We start from the raw sequence: 16682 nt of genomic DNA, 5'->3' as shown, positions 1-16682 counted from the left end.
ATTGCGCGGGATTCGAAGGTGCCGGTCCATTTCCACTTCCTGATGGGTCAGGCCAACGGTCTCATCTATCCGCAAGTGCGTAATCTCGTGCGGCGTCTGATGGGCGACAAGGCGACCGTGCACAAGCACCAGAATTACGGCAGCTACATGAAGGTCATCAACGAATGCCATCTGTTCCTGAATCCGTTCCCGTTCGGCAATACGAACGGCATCGTGGATACGGTTTGGGCCGGGCTCGTCGGCGTATGCAAGACGGGGCGCGAGGTGCATGAGCATATCGACGAAGGCATGTTCCGCCGTCTCGGCTTCCCCGAGTGGATGATCGCGAAGACCAACGACGAGTACAAGGCCGCTGCGCTGCGCCTCATCGAGAATGCGGAAGAGCGCAATGCGCTGTCCGCGACGCTCGCGGGTCCGCAGGCCATCGAAAAGCTTATCTTCAAGGGCCGCCCCGAGGTGCTCGGCGAGCGCATGGAGGCCTTGTGGAAAGAGCTGCACGCAAGCGCCAAACCCGCCCGCAAGACGTCGAAGAAGGCGAAGGCCGTGGAGAGCGCGGAGGTCGCCGCCTAAGCGAATTCGCGACATCGAACCGACGCGCCGCTCGCGATGATTCGCGGCGCTGACGAGCCCGGCCTTGCGCCGGGCATTTTCGTTGAGGAACGCCACATCGCGGCCAACGATGCGCCCGCCGCAAAACGGCGTTTCATGGTTGCTGCGAGGCACTTTAGAACTTGTTCTATTCGGATAAGGCGGACAGATCCTTAACCTTTGCCATGTGAACGAAGCGCGGAAAAAGGTTGATGAACCGGGCGCTGCGTTCAAGCGTTTTGGTTCTGGCAAAGGGTTAGGGCAATGTTGAAGATGAGCGAGATAGCAGAGGCCGTCCGGCGCATGGCGCTGGTCGGATCGGTGATGCTGGTTGGCGTGGCGAGTTCCGAGCGCGTCATGGCAGCGGGTGTGGACGAGACCGAGGTCAAGGTGCAGCGCGCGCTTCCCGCAACCGCGGATGCAGCCGTCGGTGAAGCGGGCGTGGGCGTCAAGGTGGTTCCCGCCGAGGGCGCGGATGCGCTCGTCGTGAAGCAGTCGATGGCAGTCGCCATCGCGAAGCTCGGGCAGGCTCCCGCGACCCTGAACGACGTCAATCGCTGGTCGGACGCGCTCACCGCCGCGCTGCGTCAGAGCGGCTATCCGCTCGGGCAAGTGCTGATGACCGACGCGGACTGGCGCGCGGCGCAAGCGGGCGCTCAGGCGCAATTCACCGTGTTTCCGGGGCGCATTCGCAAGATCGTGGTGAACAACAAGTCGCGCGTGGCGGATGCGCGTCTGCAGCGCCTCATCAGCCATGCGCTGTGCGGCAGCGATGGCGTGAACGGCGTGTGCCTCTTGCGCACGTCGCGCCTCGAACGCGCGACGCAACTGCTTCAGGACTTGCCCGGCATCGCGCTCGACGGCGCACCGCGCTTTTCGCCGGGCGCGGCCACGGGCGAAGTCGATGTCGTGTTCAACATCGCCCAGCAAGGCAAGCCGGTGCGCGCTGACCTGATTCTCGACAACAAGGGCGTCGAGTCGACGGGAACGTATCGCCTGGGCGTCACGGCCTCGGCGAACAACCTGTTCCACGCGGGCGACGCCTATGCGTTCACGATCACCGGCACCGACAAGAAGATGTGGACGGGCTCGCTCACCGGCAGCGCGCCCATCTTCGACGATGGTCTGCGCATGACCGGCGGCGTGACGCGCCAACAGTACTTCATCAACTCGCTGACGCCGATCAAGGGCGTGGCGACGACCGCTCAGGCGGGCGTGCAATATCCCTTCGCGCGCGGGCTCGATGCGAACGTGTGGGGCGGCGCGTCGTTCCTGCATAGTCAGACATCGACCGACATGGGCGACGTGTACGGCGTGACGCACGGCAAGCTCGATTCGCTGCAACTCACGCTTACCGCCGATAACGGCGAGCGCGCGCGCGCCCTGCGAACCAACCTCGCGACCGGACAGATCGCGCTCACGCTCGGCCATCAACGCAACGACGATCCCTCGGAACCGATCACGCGACGCGCCGGCAACTACGAGAAGTTGTCGGGCACCGCCTTCGGCACATATGCGCTCTCGAAGAGCGGCAATCTGTTCGTGTCCGGCCGCGTCACTGGGCAACTCGCGAGCCGCAATCTCGACGGAAGCGAAAAGCTCGCGCTGGGCGGGCCGGATGCCGTGCGCGCCTATCGCGCCGACGAAGGTTCGGCCGACGAAGGCATCGTCGCGAACATCGGGCTGTATCAACGCATTCCGGTCGCGACCGGGCACCAGATTCAGGTAGGCGTGTTCAACGACCTCGGTTACGGGCGCGTGAACCACTCGCCCTGGGATCAATGGGAACAAAGCTATCCCGGCGTGCCCGGCGTGACGAACAACCGCGTGCTCGCGGGCTACGGCGTCAGCATCGACTGGCTCACGCCGATCGGCGCCACGGTGTCCGCGTCGGTATCGAAGCCGTATCGCTTCTCCGAGACTTCATGGGTCGAGCCGGGCAAGAAGCCCACGCAGTACTGGCTCTCCGTGACCTGGAGCCACTGATCTTCGGCCCGGCATGCGTGCCGCCTGAAACCATTCAACGCGGCGGTTGTGGCTGTCGCGCTCAATCGAGGCAATCATGAAAGAGACCAGCAAGGCGAGCCTGCGCCGCTCGCACGATCCCGCATTCGTACAGCATTATCTAAAGGGCGACGGCATCGACATCGGCGCAGCGGACGATCCGCTTTCCGCTCACGCGCACGCCTTTCCGCGCATGGGCACGCTCACGCAGTGGGCGGCTTCGCGCGGCAACGTGTCGGCAATGGATGGCGTCGAAGACGCATCGTTCGACTTCCTCCACGCAAGTCATGTGCTCGCGCAGCAGGACAACGCGCACAAGACGCTCGCGCGCTGGCTCGAACTCGTGAAGCCGGGCGGCCACGCGATCGTCACCGTGCCGGACGAGAATCTCTACGGCAAAGGCGTGTGGCCGAGCCGCTTCGACCGCACGCACAAGGCGAGCTTCGCGATCGGCAAGTCGGGAAAGGCGCTGCCGCACTCCGTCGACGTGCTCGAGCTCGTGCACGCGATGTCGCATCTGGCGGATTGCGAGCGCATCGCGCTGGTGCGGGACCACTTCGATCCGGCGAAGGCCGACGCGGATCAGACCGCCGCCGGCTTCGCGGAATGCGCAATCGAAATCGTGCTGCGCAAGCGCGCCGTTCCCTCGCGCGCCGAACTGATGAACGCGATCGTGGACGCTCGCCGCGCGAGCGACGCGATTGCCGCCGTGAAAGAAGCGGTGCGCGTGTATCCGTATCGTTTCGATGTCTATCATCGCGGCATGCTCGCGCTGCTTCGATGGGACGCGCCCGAGCAAGCCGACGCGCTATGGCAGCAATGCGTCGAACGCTTGCGCGGCGAGCATCTTCCGCGTCTATATCAGGCGCTGCATCTGATCGCGCGCGGCAAGCTGCGCGAGGGCTTCGCGCTGCGCGAAGCGGTGATGGGCCGCCTCGGCTGGCAGCGCCGCACCACGACCGAGCCGCCGCGCACCGTGCCCGAGTGGAAGGGCGAGCCGCTCGAGGGCAAATCCATCGCGATCTGGAGCGAGTTCGGTCTCGGCGATGAAATTTTCTTCCTGCGCTTTGCGAAGACGTTCCGCGAGGAGTGCGGCGCAAGCCGCGTGGTCGTCGTGTGTCAGGCGCCGCTCGTCGAACTGTACGAGACGTCCGCTTGCGCCGATGAAGTCGTCGACGTGCGCAACGCGGCGAATATCGCGGGCGTGGATTACTGGGTATTCCCGCACACGATCCCCGCACTGATGTCTCTGGACCTCGAGGCGCTGCCGCAGACGGTGCCTTATCTGCGCGCGCCGGCCCATGCCGCGTCGAAGTTGCCGGAAGTCGCGGGCGGCAAGCTGAAGGTCGGCATCGTGTTCAAGGGCAATCCGACGCACGAGAACGATCGCAGCCGCTCGATGCCGTCGCTCGCGGTGCTGAACGATCTGCTCGGGCTCGATGGCGTCGAGTTCTTCAGTCTGCAAAAGGGCGCGGGCGCCGAGGAAACCGCGCAATACGCCGCGCAGCACGATAACTTCCACGATGTCGGTCCGCATCTGAACACGATGGCCGAAACCGCAAGCGCGATTGCGGCACTCGATCTCGTCTTGACCGTCGATACTTCGGTCGCGCATCTCGCCGGCGCGATGGGCAAGCCGGTGTGGCTCATGCTTCCTTCGTATGGCGACTGGCGCTGGCATTACATACGCGAAGACAGCCCGTGGTATCCGACGATGCGCCTTTTCCGTCAGCCCTTCGGCGGCGACTGGTCGCAGGTTGTCGCGCGCATCCGTGGACACATGCGCGTGCTGATGGCGGGGCGAGCCGCGCCCGCGCCCGCGCAGTGATCGCCGCGTACGGGCGCGAATCGAAATCCGTCTATAGACGCGTTGTCGGCACGGCAGGAAGATGCAAGCCGTATGCGAGCGCAGAGATGGCTGCCCGCATGAAGCGCGCCGCGAGATCACTTCGTCGTTGATTTCCTGGCCGCTCCCCGGCTTTTCAATAACCGCCTTTCGGGGCGGTTTTTTTCTGACCGCGAAGGCCGCCCGCGAACGGGGAACCTCGGCCCGCGAACGGCGTTTATCGATCTATTTCTATATTCCGTCCGACGCCGGTTGACTAAAGTCATGCTTTAGACGCTGCAACGATTGCCGCATGCCGCAATCGATCGGTGAACGGCAAGGGCCGGGAACCGATGCAGCTGGATCGCATAGTCCGAAGCCGCGACTGGCAAGTCGCCGGCCACTTTCCTAGCCAGGTGTTCCGTATGTCCGCATGGAGTTCGATCGGTCGAGCCGTTCGCAAGTGTTGTGAAGCCGTGGGTATTGCATCCACCGTTCTCATGCCCGTGTTCTTCGCGATGTCGTTCGTCGTGCTCGCCGCGTTGAGCCTCGACATGCTGGAGTCGGTGCAGATCACGTTGATCGCCGCGCTCATCGTTGCGTCGATGATCGCGGTGACGTGCATGCTCGTCGCCGAGAGCCGGCACTACGATAAGCGCAGCGCATCGCATGCCTTGGGCTTGCCGCTTCATCGCTTCGCCAGGCGCGGACTGGACCTCGGCGAGTTGCCCTCGGGCGACCGTCCGCAACCATGCGCGCGGCCGCACGATAGCGCCGATAAGCGCTGCCACCTGTGCAGCAGCAGTGACCACCGCCTGCGGCTCGGCTGCCTGACCTGTGAGAGCCATTTGAATGACTGCAATGACGAGAGTCGATGAGGGGGAGGCGGCCTTTGCGCGCGCGCAAAGCTGGCGCAGCGCCTTCCAATGCGAACCTTCGTCCCCTAGAATGAATCGGGAAGGTTCGTTCGCAACCGGAGGGCGCATCGATGAGCAGTGCCGTTTATCCGTTGCCGGTTTTGAAGGAGCGGGCGTGTCTGTTCCGTCTTTCGATACAAAAGCGTTGGGCGCAACGGGCAGTGTGCTCATGAACGCACACGCGCAGCCCGTTCGCGTCGTACTGGCCGACGATCACCCGATCGTGCTTCTGGCCGTTTCGGATCAGTTCTCGAAGCTGCCCGGCTTTACGATTACCGCGACGGTGAACTCGGGCGCCGAACTCGTCCGCGTGCTCGAGAAAGAGCCCGCCGATCTCGTCATTACCGATCTCGTCATGCAGGGCGACGAAGAAGTGGAACTCGATGGCCTGCGGCTCGTGAGCCGGCTGCGTCGCTCGTATCCGCAGGTGCCGCTCGTCATTCTCACGATGATGACGAGCGGCGGCATGTTCCATGAGCTGTGCAAATTGGGCGTCGCGGCCATCGTCAGCAAGGAAGAGCCGGCGAGCGAACTCGCGCAGATCGCGGTGCGCGCGCTCGGCACGAAGGAAACCATCCTTTCCTCGAAGATTCAGCACCGGCTCGCGCGCGAGGGTTCGACGACACGCGATCTCGCGCGCGAACAGCCGCTCTCGCCGCGCGAACTCGAAGTCGTGCGCCTCTTCGCGCAAGGGCTTTCGGTGACGGAAATCGCCCGCACGCTGAACCGCTCGGTGCCGACCGTTGCGACTCAAAAACGCTCCGCCATGCGCAAGCTGCATGTGGAGAATCACGTAGACCTCGTCAAATATGCGGCAAAGACGGGACTTGCGTGATGGAGCGCTTCTTCGCCGCATCGCAGGATTCTCCTCTGCAGATGCTGCGGATGCTCGAAGGCAATCTGAAGCGCGAGCGGCGCATCTTCGCGATAGCGGTCGGCCTGCTGATATTCGCCGCGGTGTGCGGCGCGATCGCGGCCACGGTCTTCATGTTGACATCGACATTGAAGACCGAGCAGGAAATCGTGCAATCGGCCATGCGGACGGTGAACGTCGTCGTATTCAGCCGCTACAACATACTTACGCCGGGCAGCCTGTTGCTCGAAGTCGGCGCGGTCGCACCGAAATCGGCGGCCTTGCAATCGAAACCGAAGCCACTGTGCGAGGCCTTTCCGGCGGACCGTGAAGCAACCGCGCTCGCTACGGCGTGCGCGGCCGCGCGTGCGACGATTCCCGAGGAAAGCACGCGCCCGGTGCTGCAATACGCATCCTTCGACGGAAGCGCCTCTTACGGCTACGGATTCTTCGACGATATCGACGAGAAACTGCCGGCCGCCACAAGGCTCGTCGCGCTAACGGATACCGCGAAGACGTTTATGAAGGCACACGGCATCGCGCCGCTGGATGCGGCGCACGCGCGGCGGGTCATGTGGTTCATCGCGCCGCAGACGATCGGTTTTTTTCAACCCACCGTCATCATGTTCATGGTGGTCGCGCGCGACAACGCGCCGTTCGCGCTCGTGTTCACGAGAATCGACCTCAACTGGCTCATCAAACGGGTGACGCCCGAGTCGCTCGAATCGCAGTTCGCCATTTTCGACGAAGGCGGCGCACTGCTTGCCGGCGACGACACCGATTACACGCGGTACGCGAACCCGAGGCTCGCGGAGGAGCGCGCCGCCGTCTATCACTGGCTGCCCGTCGGCGGATGGGGCGCGCGCTTCGAGCCGCTCGCGCTCGGCATGGGGCATATCGTCGTCGCGCTGCCGCTCGCGACCGAACTCGCCGCAAAGCGCAGTCAGGCGATCATCATGGTGCTCGTGACGGGCGCGCTGGTTGCCATGCTGCTCGCGATGTATCGCTACTGGAATTTCCGCTTCCTTACGCGCACTTACGAGCAGGCATGCCGTGCCGTCGAAGGCGAAATCCTGAACCATCTGCTGGTGCACGCGACGCCGGTCGGCCTGTGCATCGCGCTCAGGGACAGCTTTCAGGTCATCGCGGCCAATCAGATCGCGCGCACGCTCTTCGATCTGAACGATGCCTCGATGGTCCTGCCCGCCGGCCTGTCCAATACGCTTGCGGCGCGCGGCATCGCGCGCGAGGAAGGCGACGAGGCGATGATCCGCCAGGTTCAGTATTCGCTCGAGAAGCCGGACGACGGCACGCTGCATCTCAAGGTCTCCTATGCAGGAGCGGTCGTGAACCAGACCGACGTGCTTTTCTGCGCCATCGTGGACATCACCGAGCATCATGAAGTGGAGCGTCTCCTGCGGCTCGCCAAGGACGACAGCGATGCCGCCGCCAAAGCGAAGCTCGGCTTCTTCGCGTCGATGAGCCACGAGATCCGCACGCCGTTGTCGTCGCTCGTCGGCAATCTGGAACTCGTCGCGCTCGGGCCGCTTGCGCCCGAACAGCAGGCGCGCGTGCACGCGATGCAGGCGTCGGCGGGCGCGCTTCTGCAGGTCGTCAACGACGTGCTGGACTTCTCGAAGATGGACGTTGGCGAAATGCGGCTCGCCGAGGAATGGGGCTCGATACGCGAACTCGTGCTGCGCGCGATGGTCGCGCACGCGCCGCTCGCCAACCGCCAGGGGCTCAAGCTCTATGTCGTGCTCGACCGCTCTTGTCCCGCGCGCGTCTCTTTCGATCCGATCCGCGTGTCGCAAATTCTCAATAACCTGCTCGGCAACGCGCTCAAGTTCACGCACTCGGGCAAGGTCGTGGTGCGCGCGGCATGGACGGACAATGCGCTGCGGCTGAGCGTGGCGGATTCGGGCATCGGCATTCCGAAGGCGCAGCGCGAGAAACTCTTCCGGCCGTTCATACAAGGGGAAGCGCACCGCCTCACGCAAGCGCGCGGAACGGGCCTCGGCCTGTCCATCTGCGTGCGGCTCTGCGAGCTGATGAAGGGCAGGATCTCGCTCGACAGCGCGGAAGGCGTCGGCACGCGCATCGACGTGTCGCTGCCGCTTGCCGTCGATGAATCGGCGAGCGGCGCGGGTCTCGCGATGCCGGACGGCAAGCCGGCCATCCTGTGCCGCGCGAGCGAGTATCGGGAATGGTTCGAGAATCTTTACGATGCGGACCGCAGCTCGCTCACGTTCGTCGGTCCGACCGATACCGCACTCGCCCAAGGCTGCGATTATCTGATCTTCACGGACGAGTTCTCGGAGCAGGTCGTGCAGACGCTCTGGAAGCAGCCGGCGCGCGTCATCCGCATGACGCAGGACGGACCGCTCGTGCCGGTTCACTGGGCCGACGGCGTGCTGGAAGTCAGCATCTTCAGCCTGCAGGGAATCAGGGACGCGATTGCGATCGTCGAGGATCGCAAGAGCGCGCCGGGGCGGGCCGCGTCGGCCGGCGCGCTCGACGTTGCGGCCGCGCGCGTGACGGGCCCGGTCGTCGTGATCGCGGAAGACAACCGCCTGAACCGCGGACTGCTGCGCGATCAGTTGCTGACGCTCGGCGCGGTCGTGCTCGAAGCGCATGACGGCGAGGAGGCGCTCGATCTGCTGCGCAAGCATCGCGTGGACATCGTGCTGACGGACATGGACATGCCGAAGATGTCCGGCGGGGAACTGCTGATCGCGGCGCGCGAGCTGGATCCCGCCATGCCCATCTATGCGATCAGCGCGAGCGCCAGCGCGCAGGACGTCGAACGCGGACGCGCGCAAGGCTTCACGGATTACCTGACGAAACCGGTTCCGCTCGCAGTGCTCGCGGGCGTGCTGCAGGCGCCCGCTGCGGCGCGCACCCGCGCGCAAGCCGATGCAAAGGCCGATGCGAAGCTCGATGCGAGGGTAGATGCGAGGGTAGATGCGGAAACCGACGCACAACGCGACGACGAAGACGACGATCTGCCGCCGCGTTTCCCGCCGGTGCCGTCCGCCTACACGCGCGATTTCGTGGCGCAAGTCGACGAGGACATCGTCGCGCTCGCGGCCATCTGCAAGAGCCGCGATGCGCAGAAGCTGCGCCGCTGGGCGCACAAGCTGGCGGGCGGTCTCACGGTGCTCGGACCTTCGATGCTCTACGACCAGTGCCAGGAGCTGCGCGCCGTGCTGCGCGAATCGGGAAGCTGGGTCGAAGAGGTCGATACCTTCACGGTGCTGATCCGCGACGATCTCGTGGAGTTGCGCGATGCGCTGCACGCCGCGTTGCAGGCGCCGCAAAAGTAGCGGCACGAGGCGCGCCACGAGAGCCGATGACGCGTCACATCCGGTGCGCCGGCGCGCTCACCGCTTCGAGGTCGTCGGGCGCGGCGATCTCGTCCTCGCGCGAGAAGCGGTATCCGCCGCGGCCTTCTGTTTTCGCTTCGTATAGCGCGATATCGGCGCGCTTGAGCGCCCGCTCGAACGATTCCCCCGGTTTCGCGACCGCGATGCCGATGCTCACGCCGACATGCAGGACCGTGCCGCCATCGAGCGTGAAGGGCAGCGACAGGTCCCGGACGATGCGCCGCGCGAACGCGATGCTCGACGCCTGCGCGAAAAACGTCGCGACGAGCGCGAACTCGTCGCCGCCGAGGCGCGCGGCCAGCTCGCCGCGGCGCATCGCGTTGCGCAGGCGGTCCGCGACGCGGCACAGCAGCTCGTCGCCCGCATTGTGGCCGTGCGTATCGTTCACTTCCTTGAAGCCGTCGAGATCGACGTACATCACCATCACTTTCTCGCGCGCCGCGCCGCTCGCCATCAGCCGTTCGGCGTGGTCGCCCAGATAGCGGCGGTTCGGCAGGCCCGTGAGCGAATCGTGATGCGCCCAGTGCAGGATTTTCGCTTCCGCGCGGCGCCGTTGCGTCACGTCCTCGATGATGATGACGGCGCTCCCGTCCGGAACCGCATTGCGGCTCAGTTCGAGCTGCCGGCCATCGAGCAGTTCGAGATCGAGCGGCGCGTGGCCGCTTTCCAGCCATTTCGTGCAGCGCTCGACGAGCTGCGCGCGCAGCGTCTCGCCGAACTTCGCCAGCCCCGCATAGCCGATGAAATCGGGAAGCGGCACGTTGAGCCGCAACATTTCGACGGTCGCGCCGAAGAGTTCGGCCGCCTTGCGGTTGGCGATCACGACCTTGCCCGCCGGGTCGATGGTGCAGAGGCCGTGCGGCATATGCGCGAGCGCGGCGTCGAAGCGCGCGGCCAGTTCCGCGTGGCCCTGTTCGGCGCTCATCAGCGCGACGAGGTTGCGGTAGTGCCGCTGCACGACGGCGCACATGGCCGCGAGATAGAGCGCGAGCGGCGGCACCAGTATCCAGCAGGACGCCGGCCCGAAGAGCGCGCCGACTGCGATCGGCACGGCGCCGAGCGTGATTTGCCCGATGGCGAGGTGCGGCAGGCCCGCGTTGCGCGACGCGATGCCGCCGAGGACGCCCGCCGTCACCATGATCGCGAGCGAGGCGAGGACGGCGTCGCCGGTTATCACGCACGCCATCGTGCCTAAGCCCATCACGCAGCACGCGCCGAGACCGAACGGCGCATAGCGCGCGGCCCAAGGCCCCGGATGCGGCGCAGTCGGACGGGAGAGCGCCCGATAGCGATAGACGATGACGAGGCGCGCCGCGAAGAAAAGCGCGTCGGCGGCTAACCAGATGACGGTCCAGAGCGCGTGCTGCCGCATGAGCGCGACGAGTGCGACGAACGACGCCGATGCGCCCGACAGCAGCAGCGGACGGACGTCTTCGAGAAGCGTGGAAAGGAGCGACGAGCGGATGGCGGCCGTGCTGTGCCCGTCGTCGGCCGCGGGAGTGGCCAGAATCGAATCGAGCAGGGACGAAGAGCCTGACATACGCATGGCCGGATGGCCGAAGAAACGGTGAGTGAAGAGGCGCCGCGGGCGAACCCGCCGTCAGCCGGTATACGGGTTTACGGCGGGATAGAGCGCAACTTGATGCCATGCGTCCAATGCGGGCCTATTGTCAGTGCGAGCGCGCGCCCTCAGAATCTGCGGATCACCCGAACGAGCCGCAACTCATACAAGGACACCACCATGACGAAGATCCTCACGCTGCACGGCGTCAATCTCAACATGTTCGGCAAGCGCGATCCGAAGCAGTACGGCACGGCCACGCTCGCGCAGATCGACGAAGAAGTCGCGAGGCTCGGCCAGGAACTCGGCGTCGAAGTGGAGTGCTATCAGACCAACATCGAAGGCGAGATGTGCTCGCGCATTCATCAGGCGTTCAGCGACAAGGTGGACGCGGTCGTCATCAATGCGGGCGCGTGGACGCACTACAGCATCGCTATCCGTGACGCGCTCGCCATTCTCACCGTGCCGATCGTCGAGGTGCATATGTCGAACGTTCATGCACGCGAGGCGTTCAGGCACGTATCGGTGTTCGCCGAAGTCGTGAAGGGACAGATTTGCGGCTTCGGCGTGGAAAGCTATTTGCTGGGTTTGCGCGCGGCGGTTTCGGCAATCGGGCAATCGCGCGCCGCGTGACGCGCGCCGCTCGATGTCCGACGCCTGACGCCGCGCTACCTCAGGCCGTGTGGCGCACCGCTTTCGGCGCTTGCTGGCGCACCGGGCTTTGCACGCGCGCGGGCTTCTGGTCGCGCGCCGTTGCGCCGCGGATAAACAGCACCGCGAAGATCGCGCAGACCGTCCACACAGCCGCGATGATGGTCAAGTAGTTCATTTCTTCGTTCCTGATGGATGCGGTGTGCGCGGGGTTGAAGCTCAGGCCTGGGCTTGCGAAGCGGCGCAAGCAGCAGAAGCGGTCGAAGCGGCCGAAGCGGCAGGCAGGGCGAGCAGCCGGGCGATGAGTTCCTGCGCGAGCGCATGTTCCTCGGCGAGCGCGTGCGCGGCGTCTGCGTCCGGCTGCGCGTGCAGCTTGCAGGCGAGGCGCATCACGTTGTCGGAGGCGGTCTGCAGCGCGGCGAGCAACTCGGCCTCGGAGAGCGGCGAACCGTCCTGCGAACCGTCCTGTGAAGCGATTGCGCCCGGAATCGAGCCCGCGATCGACTTCGAATAGGCCATCTGATGCGGCCTCGCGTTTCCTTCCATCGTCTGGAACATGTCGGCTACCCCGTGAGTGGATGAAACGAATTCTGCGGCGAGCGCGACGAAATCAATCCTCCGAAAAAGACCCGATTCCTGCCTCAGTTCCGCTTCTTGACCGCCCCGGCGCGCGCACGCTCGCGGCGCCAGGTCCATCGGACAAGGCTTTGCGGGCGGCGGGCGGTAAAATCGCGTTCTTCGATCCGCCGCAGCGCGACGCGCGGATCGGCTCGGGTACGCGGCGGCGCCATGCCGTTCGCGCAAAAAAACAACGGTTCGCGCGTTTTCATGACGGCGACGGCGCGGCGGCGCGGGGCAATTCGCGCGAGCGCATGCAGTTCAGGCAGGCATCGACAATGGCTTCAGGCAACACCCAGGCAGCAGGCGATCACGACTCCCTCAAGCGCGGACTCAAGAGCCGTCACATTCAGCTGATCGCGCTCGGCGGCGCCATCGGCACCGGGCTTTTTCTCGGCGTCGCGCAGACGATCCAGCTCGCCGGGCCCTCCGTGCTGCTCGGCTATGCGATTGCCGGGCTGATGGCGTTTTTCATCATGCGGCAGCTCGGCGAGATGGTCGTCGACGAACCCGTTGCGGGTTCGTTCAGCTATTTCGCCGACAAGTACTGGGGCCACGCGGCGGGCTTCGTCTCCGGCTGGAACTACTGGGCGGTCTATATCCTCGTCAGCATGGCGGAACTGTCGGCCGTCGGCATTTACATGCAGTACTGGTGGCCGCACTTGCCGACGTGGGCCTCGGCGCTCGCGTGCTTCGGCATCGTCAACGCGATCAATCTGACGAGCGTGAAGTCCTACGGCGAACTCGAATTCTGGTTCGCCATCGTGAAGGTCGCCGCCATCGTCGGCATGATCGCCTTCGGCGCGTATCTGCTGGCATCGGGGCACGCGGGGCCGCAGGCGAGCGTGACGAATCTCTGGAAGCTCGGCGGTTTCTTTCCTTCCGGCGTGAGCGGGCTCGTCATGTCGATGGCCGTCATCATGTTTTCGTTCGGCGGGCTGGAGCTCGTCGGCATCACGGCGGCGGAAGCGCAGGACCCGTCGCGGAGCATTCCGCGCGCGACGAATCAGGTCATCTACCGCATCCTCATTTTCTATATCGGCGCGCTCGGCGTGTTGCTGTCGCTGTATCCGTGGGACAAGGTGGCGACAGGCGGCAGCCCGTTCGTGCTGATTTTCCGCGAAATGAACAGCACGCTGATTGCGAACGTGCTCAATGTGATCGTGCTGACGGCCGCGCTTTCCGTCTACAACAGCGGCGTCTATGCGAATAGCCGCATGCTCTACGGTCTCGCGCGTCAGGGCAATGCGCCGCGCGCGCTCGGACATGTGAGCGCGCGGGGCATTCCGCTCGCGGCGCTGCTCGTCTCGGCGCTCGTGACGGCGGCGTGCGTGCTCGTCAACTACTTCTTGCCGGGGCGCGCGTTCGAATTGCTGATGGGGCTCGCGGTATCGGCGCTCATCATCAACTGGGCGATGATCAGCATCATTCACCTCAAGTTTCGCCGCGAAAAGCGCGAGCGCGGCGCGGCGACTGCGTTCAAGAGCCTCGGCTATCCGCTCACGAACTACGTTTGCCTGGCGTTCGTCGCGGGCATCGTCTGGGTGATGTACGAAACGCCCGGCCTGCGGCTGTCCGTGTACCTGATCCCGCTGTGGATCGCGGTTCTCTTAATCGGCTACTATCTCAAAGCGCGATGCGGCGATGCCGGTGATGCAACCGGTGCGTCGTCCCGCTAAAGGCGCCGACCTTCTTTCGTCCCGACATCCATCCCGACACCATGTTCGAACATATCGATGCCTACCCCGGCGACCCGATCCTCACGCTGAACGAAAACTTTCAGAAGGACCCGCGCACCAACAAGGTCAATCTGAGCATCGGCATCTATTTCGACGACGCCGGCCGTCTTCCGGTGATGCAGGCCGTGCGCGAAGCCGAGTTGTCGATTCTCCAGGAACTCGGCCCGAAGCCTTATCTGCCGATGGCCGGTTTCGCGCATTACCGCGATGCCGTGCAGGGCCTCGTGTTCGGCAGCGACAGCCCGGCGCGCGCAGAAGGCCGCATCGCGAGCGTGCAGACGCTCGGCGGCTCGGGCGCGCTGAAAGTCGGGGCGGACTTCATCAGGCGCTACTTTCCGAAGTCGCAAGTGTGGGTGAGCGACCCGACGTGGGAAAACCATCGCTTCATCTTCGAACGCGCGGGCTTCGAAGTGAACACGTACCCGTATTACGATGAAACCACCGGCGGCCTGCGTTTCGATGCAATGCTCGAAGCCATCGACGCGCTGCCCGCGAAGAGCGTCGTGCTGCTGCATGCGTGCTGTCACAACCCGACGGGCGTGGACCTCGACGAAGTGCAGTGGGTGAAGATCATCGACGTGCTCAAAAAGCGCGACTTGCTGCCGTTCGTGGACATGGCGTATCAGGGGTTCGGCTCGGGCCTCGACGACGACGCCTTCGCCGTGCGCGAACTCGCGCGCCGTGGCGTGCCGGCGTTCGTCGCGAATTCGTTCTCGAAGAATTTCTCGCTCTACGGCGAGCGTTGCGGCGGCCTGCATGTGATCTGCGACGATGCCGCCGAAGCGGACCGCGTGCTCGGCCAGCTGACGAGCGCCGTGCGCGCGAACTACAGCAATCCGCCGACGCATGGCGCGAAGATCGTCACGAAGATCCTGACGACGCCCGAACTCACGCAGTCGTGGAAGCAGGAACTCGCGGCGATGTGCGAGCGCATCGCGCGCATGCGCCGCGCGATTCACGACGGCCTGCGCGAACACGTCGAGGGCGAAGCGTTGTCGCGTTACATCCGGCAGCGCGGCATGTTCACGTACACGGGCCTCGAAGGGGCGCAAGCGGACCGCCTGCGCGAGGAGTTCGGCGTGTATATCCTGCGCTCGGGCCGCATGTGCGTCGCGGGCCTGAACGACAGCAACGTGCAGGTCGTCGCCGATGCCATCGGCAAGGTGCTCGCGAAGTAACCGAGCGCCTGCTGCTTTCGTCTCACCACGCGGGGCAGGAGAGCACCTGCTGCGGCGGCAGCGTGCCCGGTCCCGCGTCCACCTCGGCGCCGCGCGGCGGCGTCGAAATCAGTCGCACGCTGTTCTCGCCCGCATTCGCGAGCACGTATTGCTCCGCGCTTCCGTCCGGCTGCCAGTACACCCGATACACCGCCCCATCCCGATACACATGCAGCGCGCCGTGCACGGCTTTGTCGCCCTGTGTCAGGTCGGCGCGCTCGCCTTCGCGCAAGCTCAGCGCGCTTCCCGAAGCGGCTTGCAGCACGCCGCACGGGCGTCGTCGGCGCGGGCGTGCGCGGTCGCGAGAATCGCCGCGCACACAAGCGCGGCGCGATATGCCTGATAGGGCGTGGTTCTCATCGGCAACTTCTCCGCTGAAATGCATGGCCGCCTTCCTTAGCAATCCGCGTGCGCCGCGCGTGCGCGTGGGCGCGCGCGGCGCGATTGGCTTCTCCGTTCGCGCGTGCGTGTGCTACCTTGAATAAGCAGCGTTCGATGGTGGAGGGCCGCCATGTCAGTGATCGCGCCGGACGAAAAAGCCGATTTTCTCGCGATCCTCGCGCGCCATCGGCTTGAGGCGAGCGATTTCCTCGTGCAGGAGGCAGGGGAATCGGAGGTCGTGGACGATGTCTACCCGTTGCAGGGACACGTCACGATCGTGCGGCGCTCGACGCTGAAGGAGCGCGAGTATCGCATCGGGCACGGCACCGCATGGGTCGCGGCGTTCGAGAAGGATCTGAACAAGGGCGCGTTCGGCTGAAGGGCGCGCCGCGCATCATTTTCAACGCACTTTTTGAGCGGAGCAGAAGATGAGACCGACCGAATTCGCATCGTTCAAGTCGCATGTCGGCATGCTGCTCCGTGATCTGCCGCGCGGCATGACCGCCGATCTGACCGATGTGGCCGTTGCCTATTGGAACGGCACGCAGGTGGTCGGGGCGTATCTGCGCGACAACGGCTGCATCGACGAAGATTTCGATTTCGACGAGAACGCGTGGGGCGCGTGGCGCGACGAGTTTCTTCTATGGTGCGACGCGCCGCGTTTTTCCGAGCGCAGCGACCTGAAAGCCGCGCTGGTTTCGGACACGCACGCCGCGATGGTGCGCGGCGGGCGCTGGCCGCGGCCGCGCTAGGGGCTTACATCGCGCGGCGATAAGCCTCGGCCATCAGCGCGCTGACTTTCGCGCGGGCTTTCAGTGCATCGCGCACGGCGTCGGCGATGAGCGAGAAGAGCGGGGCAATGATTCCCATGACGTAACTCCTTGATCCGTTATGCGGCTAGGTTAACTACCTAGGTAGTAACCCGTATCTTAGCACGATTGA

17 protein-coding genes are annotated in these 16682 nt (G+C 64.9%); 11 read left to right on the top strand and 6 right to left on the bottom strand.

Annotation, left to right across the window (positions count from 1 at the left end; genetic code table 11):
• The first annotated feature begins 861 nt into the window (after window positions 1-861).
• The 6 genes from LDZ27_RS20870 (at window position 862) to LDZ27_RS20845 (ending at window position 9513) form a co-directional block, all read left to right on the top strand.
• On the top strand, window positions 862-2574 hold the full coding sequence (locus LDZ27_RS20870) for a ShlB/FhaC/HecB family hemolysin secretion/activation protein (protein ID WP_244817704.1): 1713 nt from the start codon (window positions 862-864) through the stop codon (window positions 2572-2574).
• 76 nt (window positions 2575-2650) lie between these two features.
• Window positions 2651-4420: a glycosyltransferase family 9 protein gene (locus LDZ27_RS20865; RefSeq protein ID WP_244817703.1), complete on the top strand. Its 1770-nt coding sequence runs from the start codon at window positions 2651-2653 to the stop codon at window positions 4418-4420.
• A 61-nt stretch (window positions 4421-4481) separates the two neighbouring features.
• A complete protein-coding gene (locus LDZ27_RS20860; protein WP_244817702.1) occupies window positions 4482-4694 on the top strand; it encodes a hypothetical protein in 213 nt (70 codons plus the stop codon).
• 52 nt (window positions 4695-4746) lie between these two features.
• On the top strand, window positions 4747-5295 hold the full coding sequence (locus LDZ27_RS20855; protein ID WP_244817701.1) for a hypothetical protein: 549 nt from the start codon (window positions 4747-4749) through the stop codon (window positions 5293-5295).
• A gap of 154 nt (window positions 5296-5449) precedes the next feature.
• Complete coding sequence (locus LDZ27_RS20850; protein WP_244817700.1) at window positions 5450-6169, top strand: response regulator transcription factor; 720 nt, start codon at window positions 5450-5452, stop codon at window positions 6167-6169.
• Window positions 6169-9513: a hybrid sensor histidine kinase/response regulator gene (locus LDZ27_RS20845; protein WP_244817699.1), complete on the top strand. Its 3345-nt coding sequence runs from the start codon at window positions 6169-6171 to the stop codon at window positions 9511-9513. The genes LDZ27_RS20850 and LDZ27_RS20845 overlap by 1 nt, the downstream gene beginning before the upstream one ends.
• A gap of 34 nt (window positions 9514-9547) precedes the next feature.
• Here LDZ27_RS20845 and LDZ27_RS20840 read toward each other — a convergent pair whose 3' ends face one another.
• Window positions 9548-11113, bottom strand: a complete 1566-nt coding sequence (locus LDZ27_RS20840; RefSeq protein ID WP_244817698.1) for a sensor domain-containing diguanylate cyclase — start codon at window positions 11111-11113, stop codon at window positions 9548-9550.
• Between the two features lie 201 nt (window positions 11114-11314).
• Between LDZ27_RS20840 and aroQ the strand changes: the two genes are divergently transcribed.
• The gene (aroQ, locus tag LDZ27_RS20835; RefSeq protein ID WP_244817697.1) at window positions 11315-11767 is read left to right on the top strand and encodes a type II 3-dehydroquinate dehydratase; all 453 of its coding nucleotides are present in this window, start codon (window positions 11315-11317) and stop codon (window positions 11765-11767) included.
• Window positions 11768-11807: 40 nt separating this feature from the next.
• On the opposite strand, the gene LDZ27_RS20830 is transcribed toward aroQ, so the two are convergent.
• The 3 genes from LDZ27_RS20830 to LDZ27_RS20820 form a co-directional block, all read right to left on the bottom strand.
• Window positions 11808-11963, bottom strand: a complete 156-nt coding sequence (locus tag LDZ27_RS20830) for a hypothetical protein (RefSeq protein ID WP_244817696.1) — start codon at window positions 11961-11963, stop codon at window positions 11808-11810.
• A 41-nt stretch (window positions 11964-12004) separates the two neighbouring features.
• Window positions 12005-12343 (bottom strand): hypothetical protein, encoded by a 339-nt coding sequence (locus LDZ27_RS20825; RefSeq protein WP_244817695.1) that lies wholly within the window; start codon window positions 12341-12343, stop codon window positions 12005-12007.
• Between the two features lie 83 nt (window positions 12344-12426).
• Entirely contained in the window at window positions 12427-12615 is a 189-nt protein-coding gene (locus LDZ27_RS20820; RefSeq protein ID WP_244817694.1) for a hypothetical protein, read from the bottom strand.
• Between the two features lie 66 nt (window positions 12616-12681).
• Here LDZ27_RS20820 and LDZ27_RS20815 point away from each other — a divergent pair, with 66 nt between their 5' ends.
• Both LDZ27_RS20815 and LDZ27_RS20810 read left to right on the top strand, forming a co-directional pair.
• Window positions 12682-14082, top strand: a complete 1401-nt coding sequence (locus LDZ27_RS20815) for an amino acid permease (RefSeq protein WP_244817693.1) — start codon at window positions 12682-12684, stop codon at window positions 14080-14082.
• Window positions 14083-14123: 41 nt separating this feature from the next.
• Complete coding sequence (locus LDZ27_RS20810) at window positions 14124-15320, top strand: amino acid aminotransferase (RefSeq protein WP_244817692.1); 1197 nt, start codon at window positions 14124-14126, stop codon at window positions 15318-15320.
• A 22-nt stretch (window positions 15321-15342) separates the two neighbouring features.
• On the opposite strand, the gene LDZ27_RS20805 is transcribed toward LDZ27_RS20810, so the two are convergent.
• Entirely contained in the window at window positions 15343-15624 is a 282-nt protein-coding gene (locus LDZ27_RS20805; RefSeq protein ID WP_244817691.1) for a hypothetical protein, read from the bottom strand.
• A complete protein-coding gene (locus LDZ27_RS28880) occupies window positions 15594-15719 on the bottom strand; it encodes a hypothetical protein (protein ID WP_255751463.1) in 126 nt (41 codons plus the stop codon). The genes LDZ27_RS20805 and LDZ27_RS28880 overlap by 31 nt, the downstream gene beginning before the upstream one ends.
• A 151-nt stretch (window positions 15720-15870) precedes the next feature.
• On the opposite strand from LDZ27_RS28880, the gene LDZ27_RS20800 reads away from it, so the two are divergent.
• Both LDZ27_RS20800 and LDZ27_RS20795 read left to right on the top strand, forming a co-directional pair.
• The gene (locus tag LDZ27_RS20800) at window positions 15871-16119 is read left to right on the top strand and encodes a hypothetical protein (RefSeq protein WP_244817690.1); all 249 of its coding nucleotides are present in this window, start codon (window positions 15871-15873) and stop codon (window positions 16117-16119) included.
• A gap of 49 nt (window positions 16120-16168) precedes the next feature.
• Window positions 16169-16492 (top strand): hypothetical protein, encoded by a 324-nt coding sequence (locus LDZ27_RS20795; RefSeq protein WP_244817689.1) that lies wholly within the window; start codon window positions 16169-16171, stop codon window positions 16490-16492.
• Window positions 16493-16682: the final 190 nt, after the last annotated feature.

The organism is Caballeronia sp. Lep1P3 (assembly GCF_022879595.1).
GTDB lineage: Bacteria > Pseudomonadota > Gammaproteobacteria > Burkholderiales > Burkholderiaceae > Caballeronia.
The sequence above is the reverse complement of the archived record's forward strand: the minus strand, read 5'-3'. Positions and strand labels throughout refer to the sequence as shown.

Bases quoted from the DNA above. Each gene is read 5' to 3' on its own strand.
- LDZ27_RS20830 (WP_244817696.1), bottom strand. From the start codon at position 11,963: ATGAACTACTTGACCATCATCGCGGCTGTGTGGACGGTCTGCGCGATC.
- LDZ27_RS20870 (WP_244817704.1), top strand. From the start codon at position 862: ATGAGCGAGATAGCAGAGGCCGTCCGGCGCATGGCGCTGGTCGGATCG.
- LDZ27_RS20795 (WP_244817689.1), top strand. From the start codon at position 16,169: ATGAGACCGACCGAATTCGCATCGTTCAAGTCGCATGTCGGCATGCTG.
- LDZ27_RS20865 (WP_244817703.1), top strand. From the start codon at position 2,651: ATGAAAGAGACCAGCAAGGCGAGCCTGCGCCGCTCGCACGATCCCGCA.
- LDZ27_RS20820 (WP_244817694.1), bottom strand. From the start codon at position 12,615: ATGAAAACGCGCGAACCGTTGTTTTTTTGCGCGAACGGCATGGCGCCG.
- LDZ27_RS20845 (WP_244817699.1), top strand. From the start codon at position 6,169: ATGGAGCGCTTCTTCGCCGCATCGCAGGATTCTCCTCTGCAGATGCTG.
- LDZ27_RS28880 (WP_255751463.1), bottom strand. From the start codon at position 15,719: ATGAGAACCACGCCCTATCAGGCATATCGCGCCGCGCTTGTGTGCGCG.
- LDZ27_RS20815 (WP_244817693.1), top strand. From the start codon at position 12,682: ATGGCTTCAGGCAACACCCAGGCAGCAGGCGATCACGACTCCCTCAAG.
- LDZ27_RS20825 (WP_244817695.1), bottom strand. From the start codon at position 12,343: ATGTTCCAGACGATGGAAGGAAACGCGAGGCCGCATCAGATGGCCTAT.
- aroQ (WP_244817697.1), top strand. From the start codon at position 11,315: ATGACGAAGATCCTCACGCTGCACGGCGTCAATCTCAACATGTTCGGC.
- LDZ27_RS20860 (WP_244817702.1), top strand. From the start codon at position 4,482: ATGCAAGCCGTATGCGAGCGCAGAGATGGCTGCCCGCATGAAGCGCGC.
- LDZ27_RS20840 (WP_244817698.1), bottom strand. From the start codon at position 11,113: ATGTCAGGCTCTTCGTCCCTGCTCGATTCGATTCTGGCCACTCCCGCG.
- LDZ27_RS20810 (WP_244817692.1), top strand. From the start codon at position 14,124: ATGTTCGAACATATCGATGCCTACCCCGGCGACCCGATCCTCACGCTG.
- LDZ27_RS20800 (WP_244817690.1), top strand. From the start codon at position 15,871: ATGTCAGTGATCGCGCCGGACGAAAAAGCCGATTTTCTCGCGATCCTC.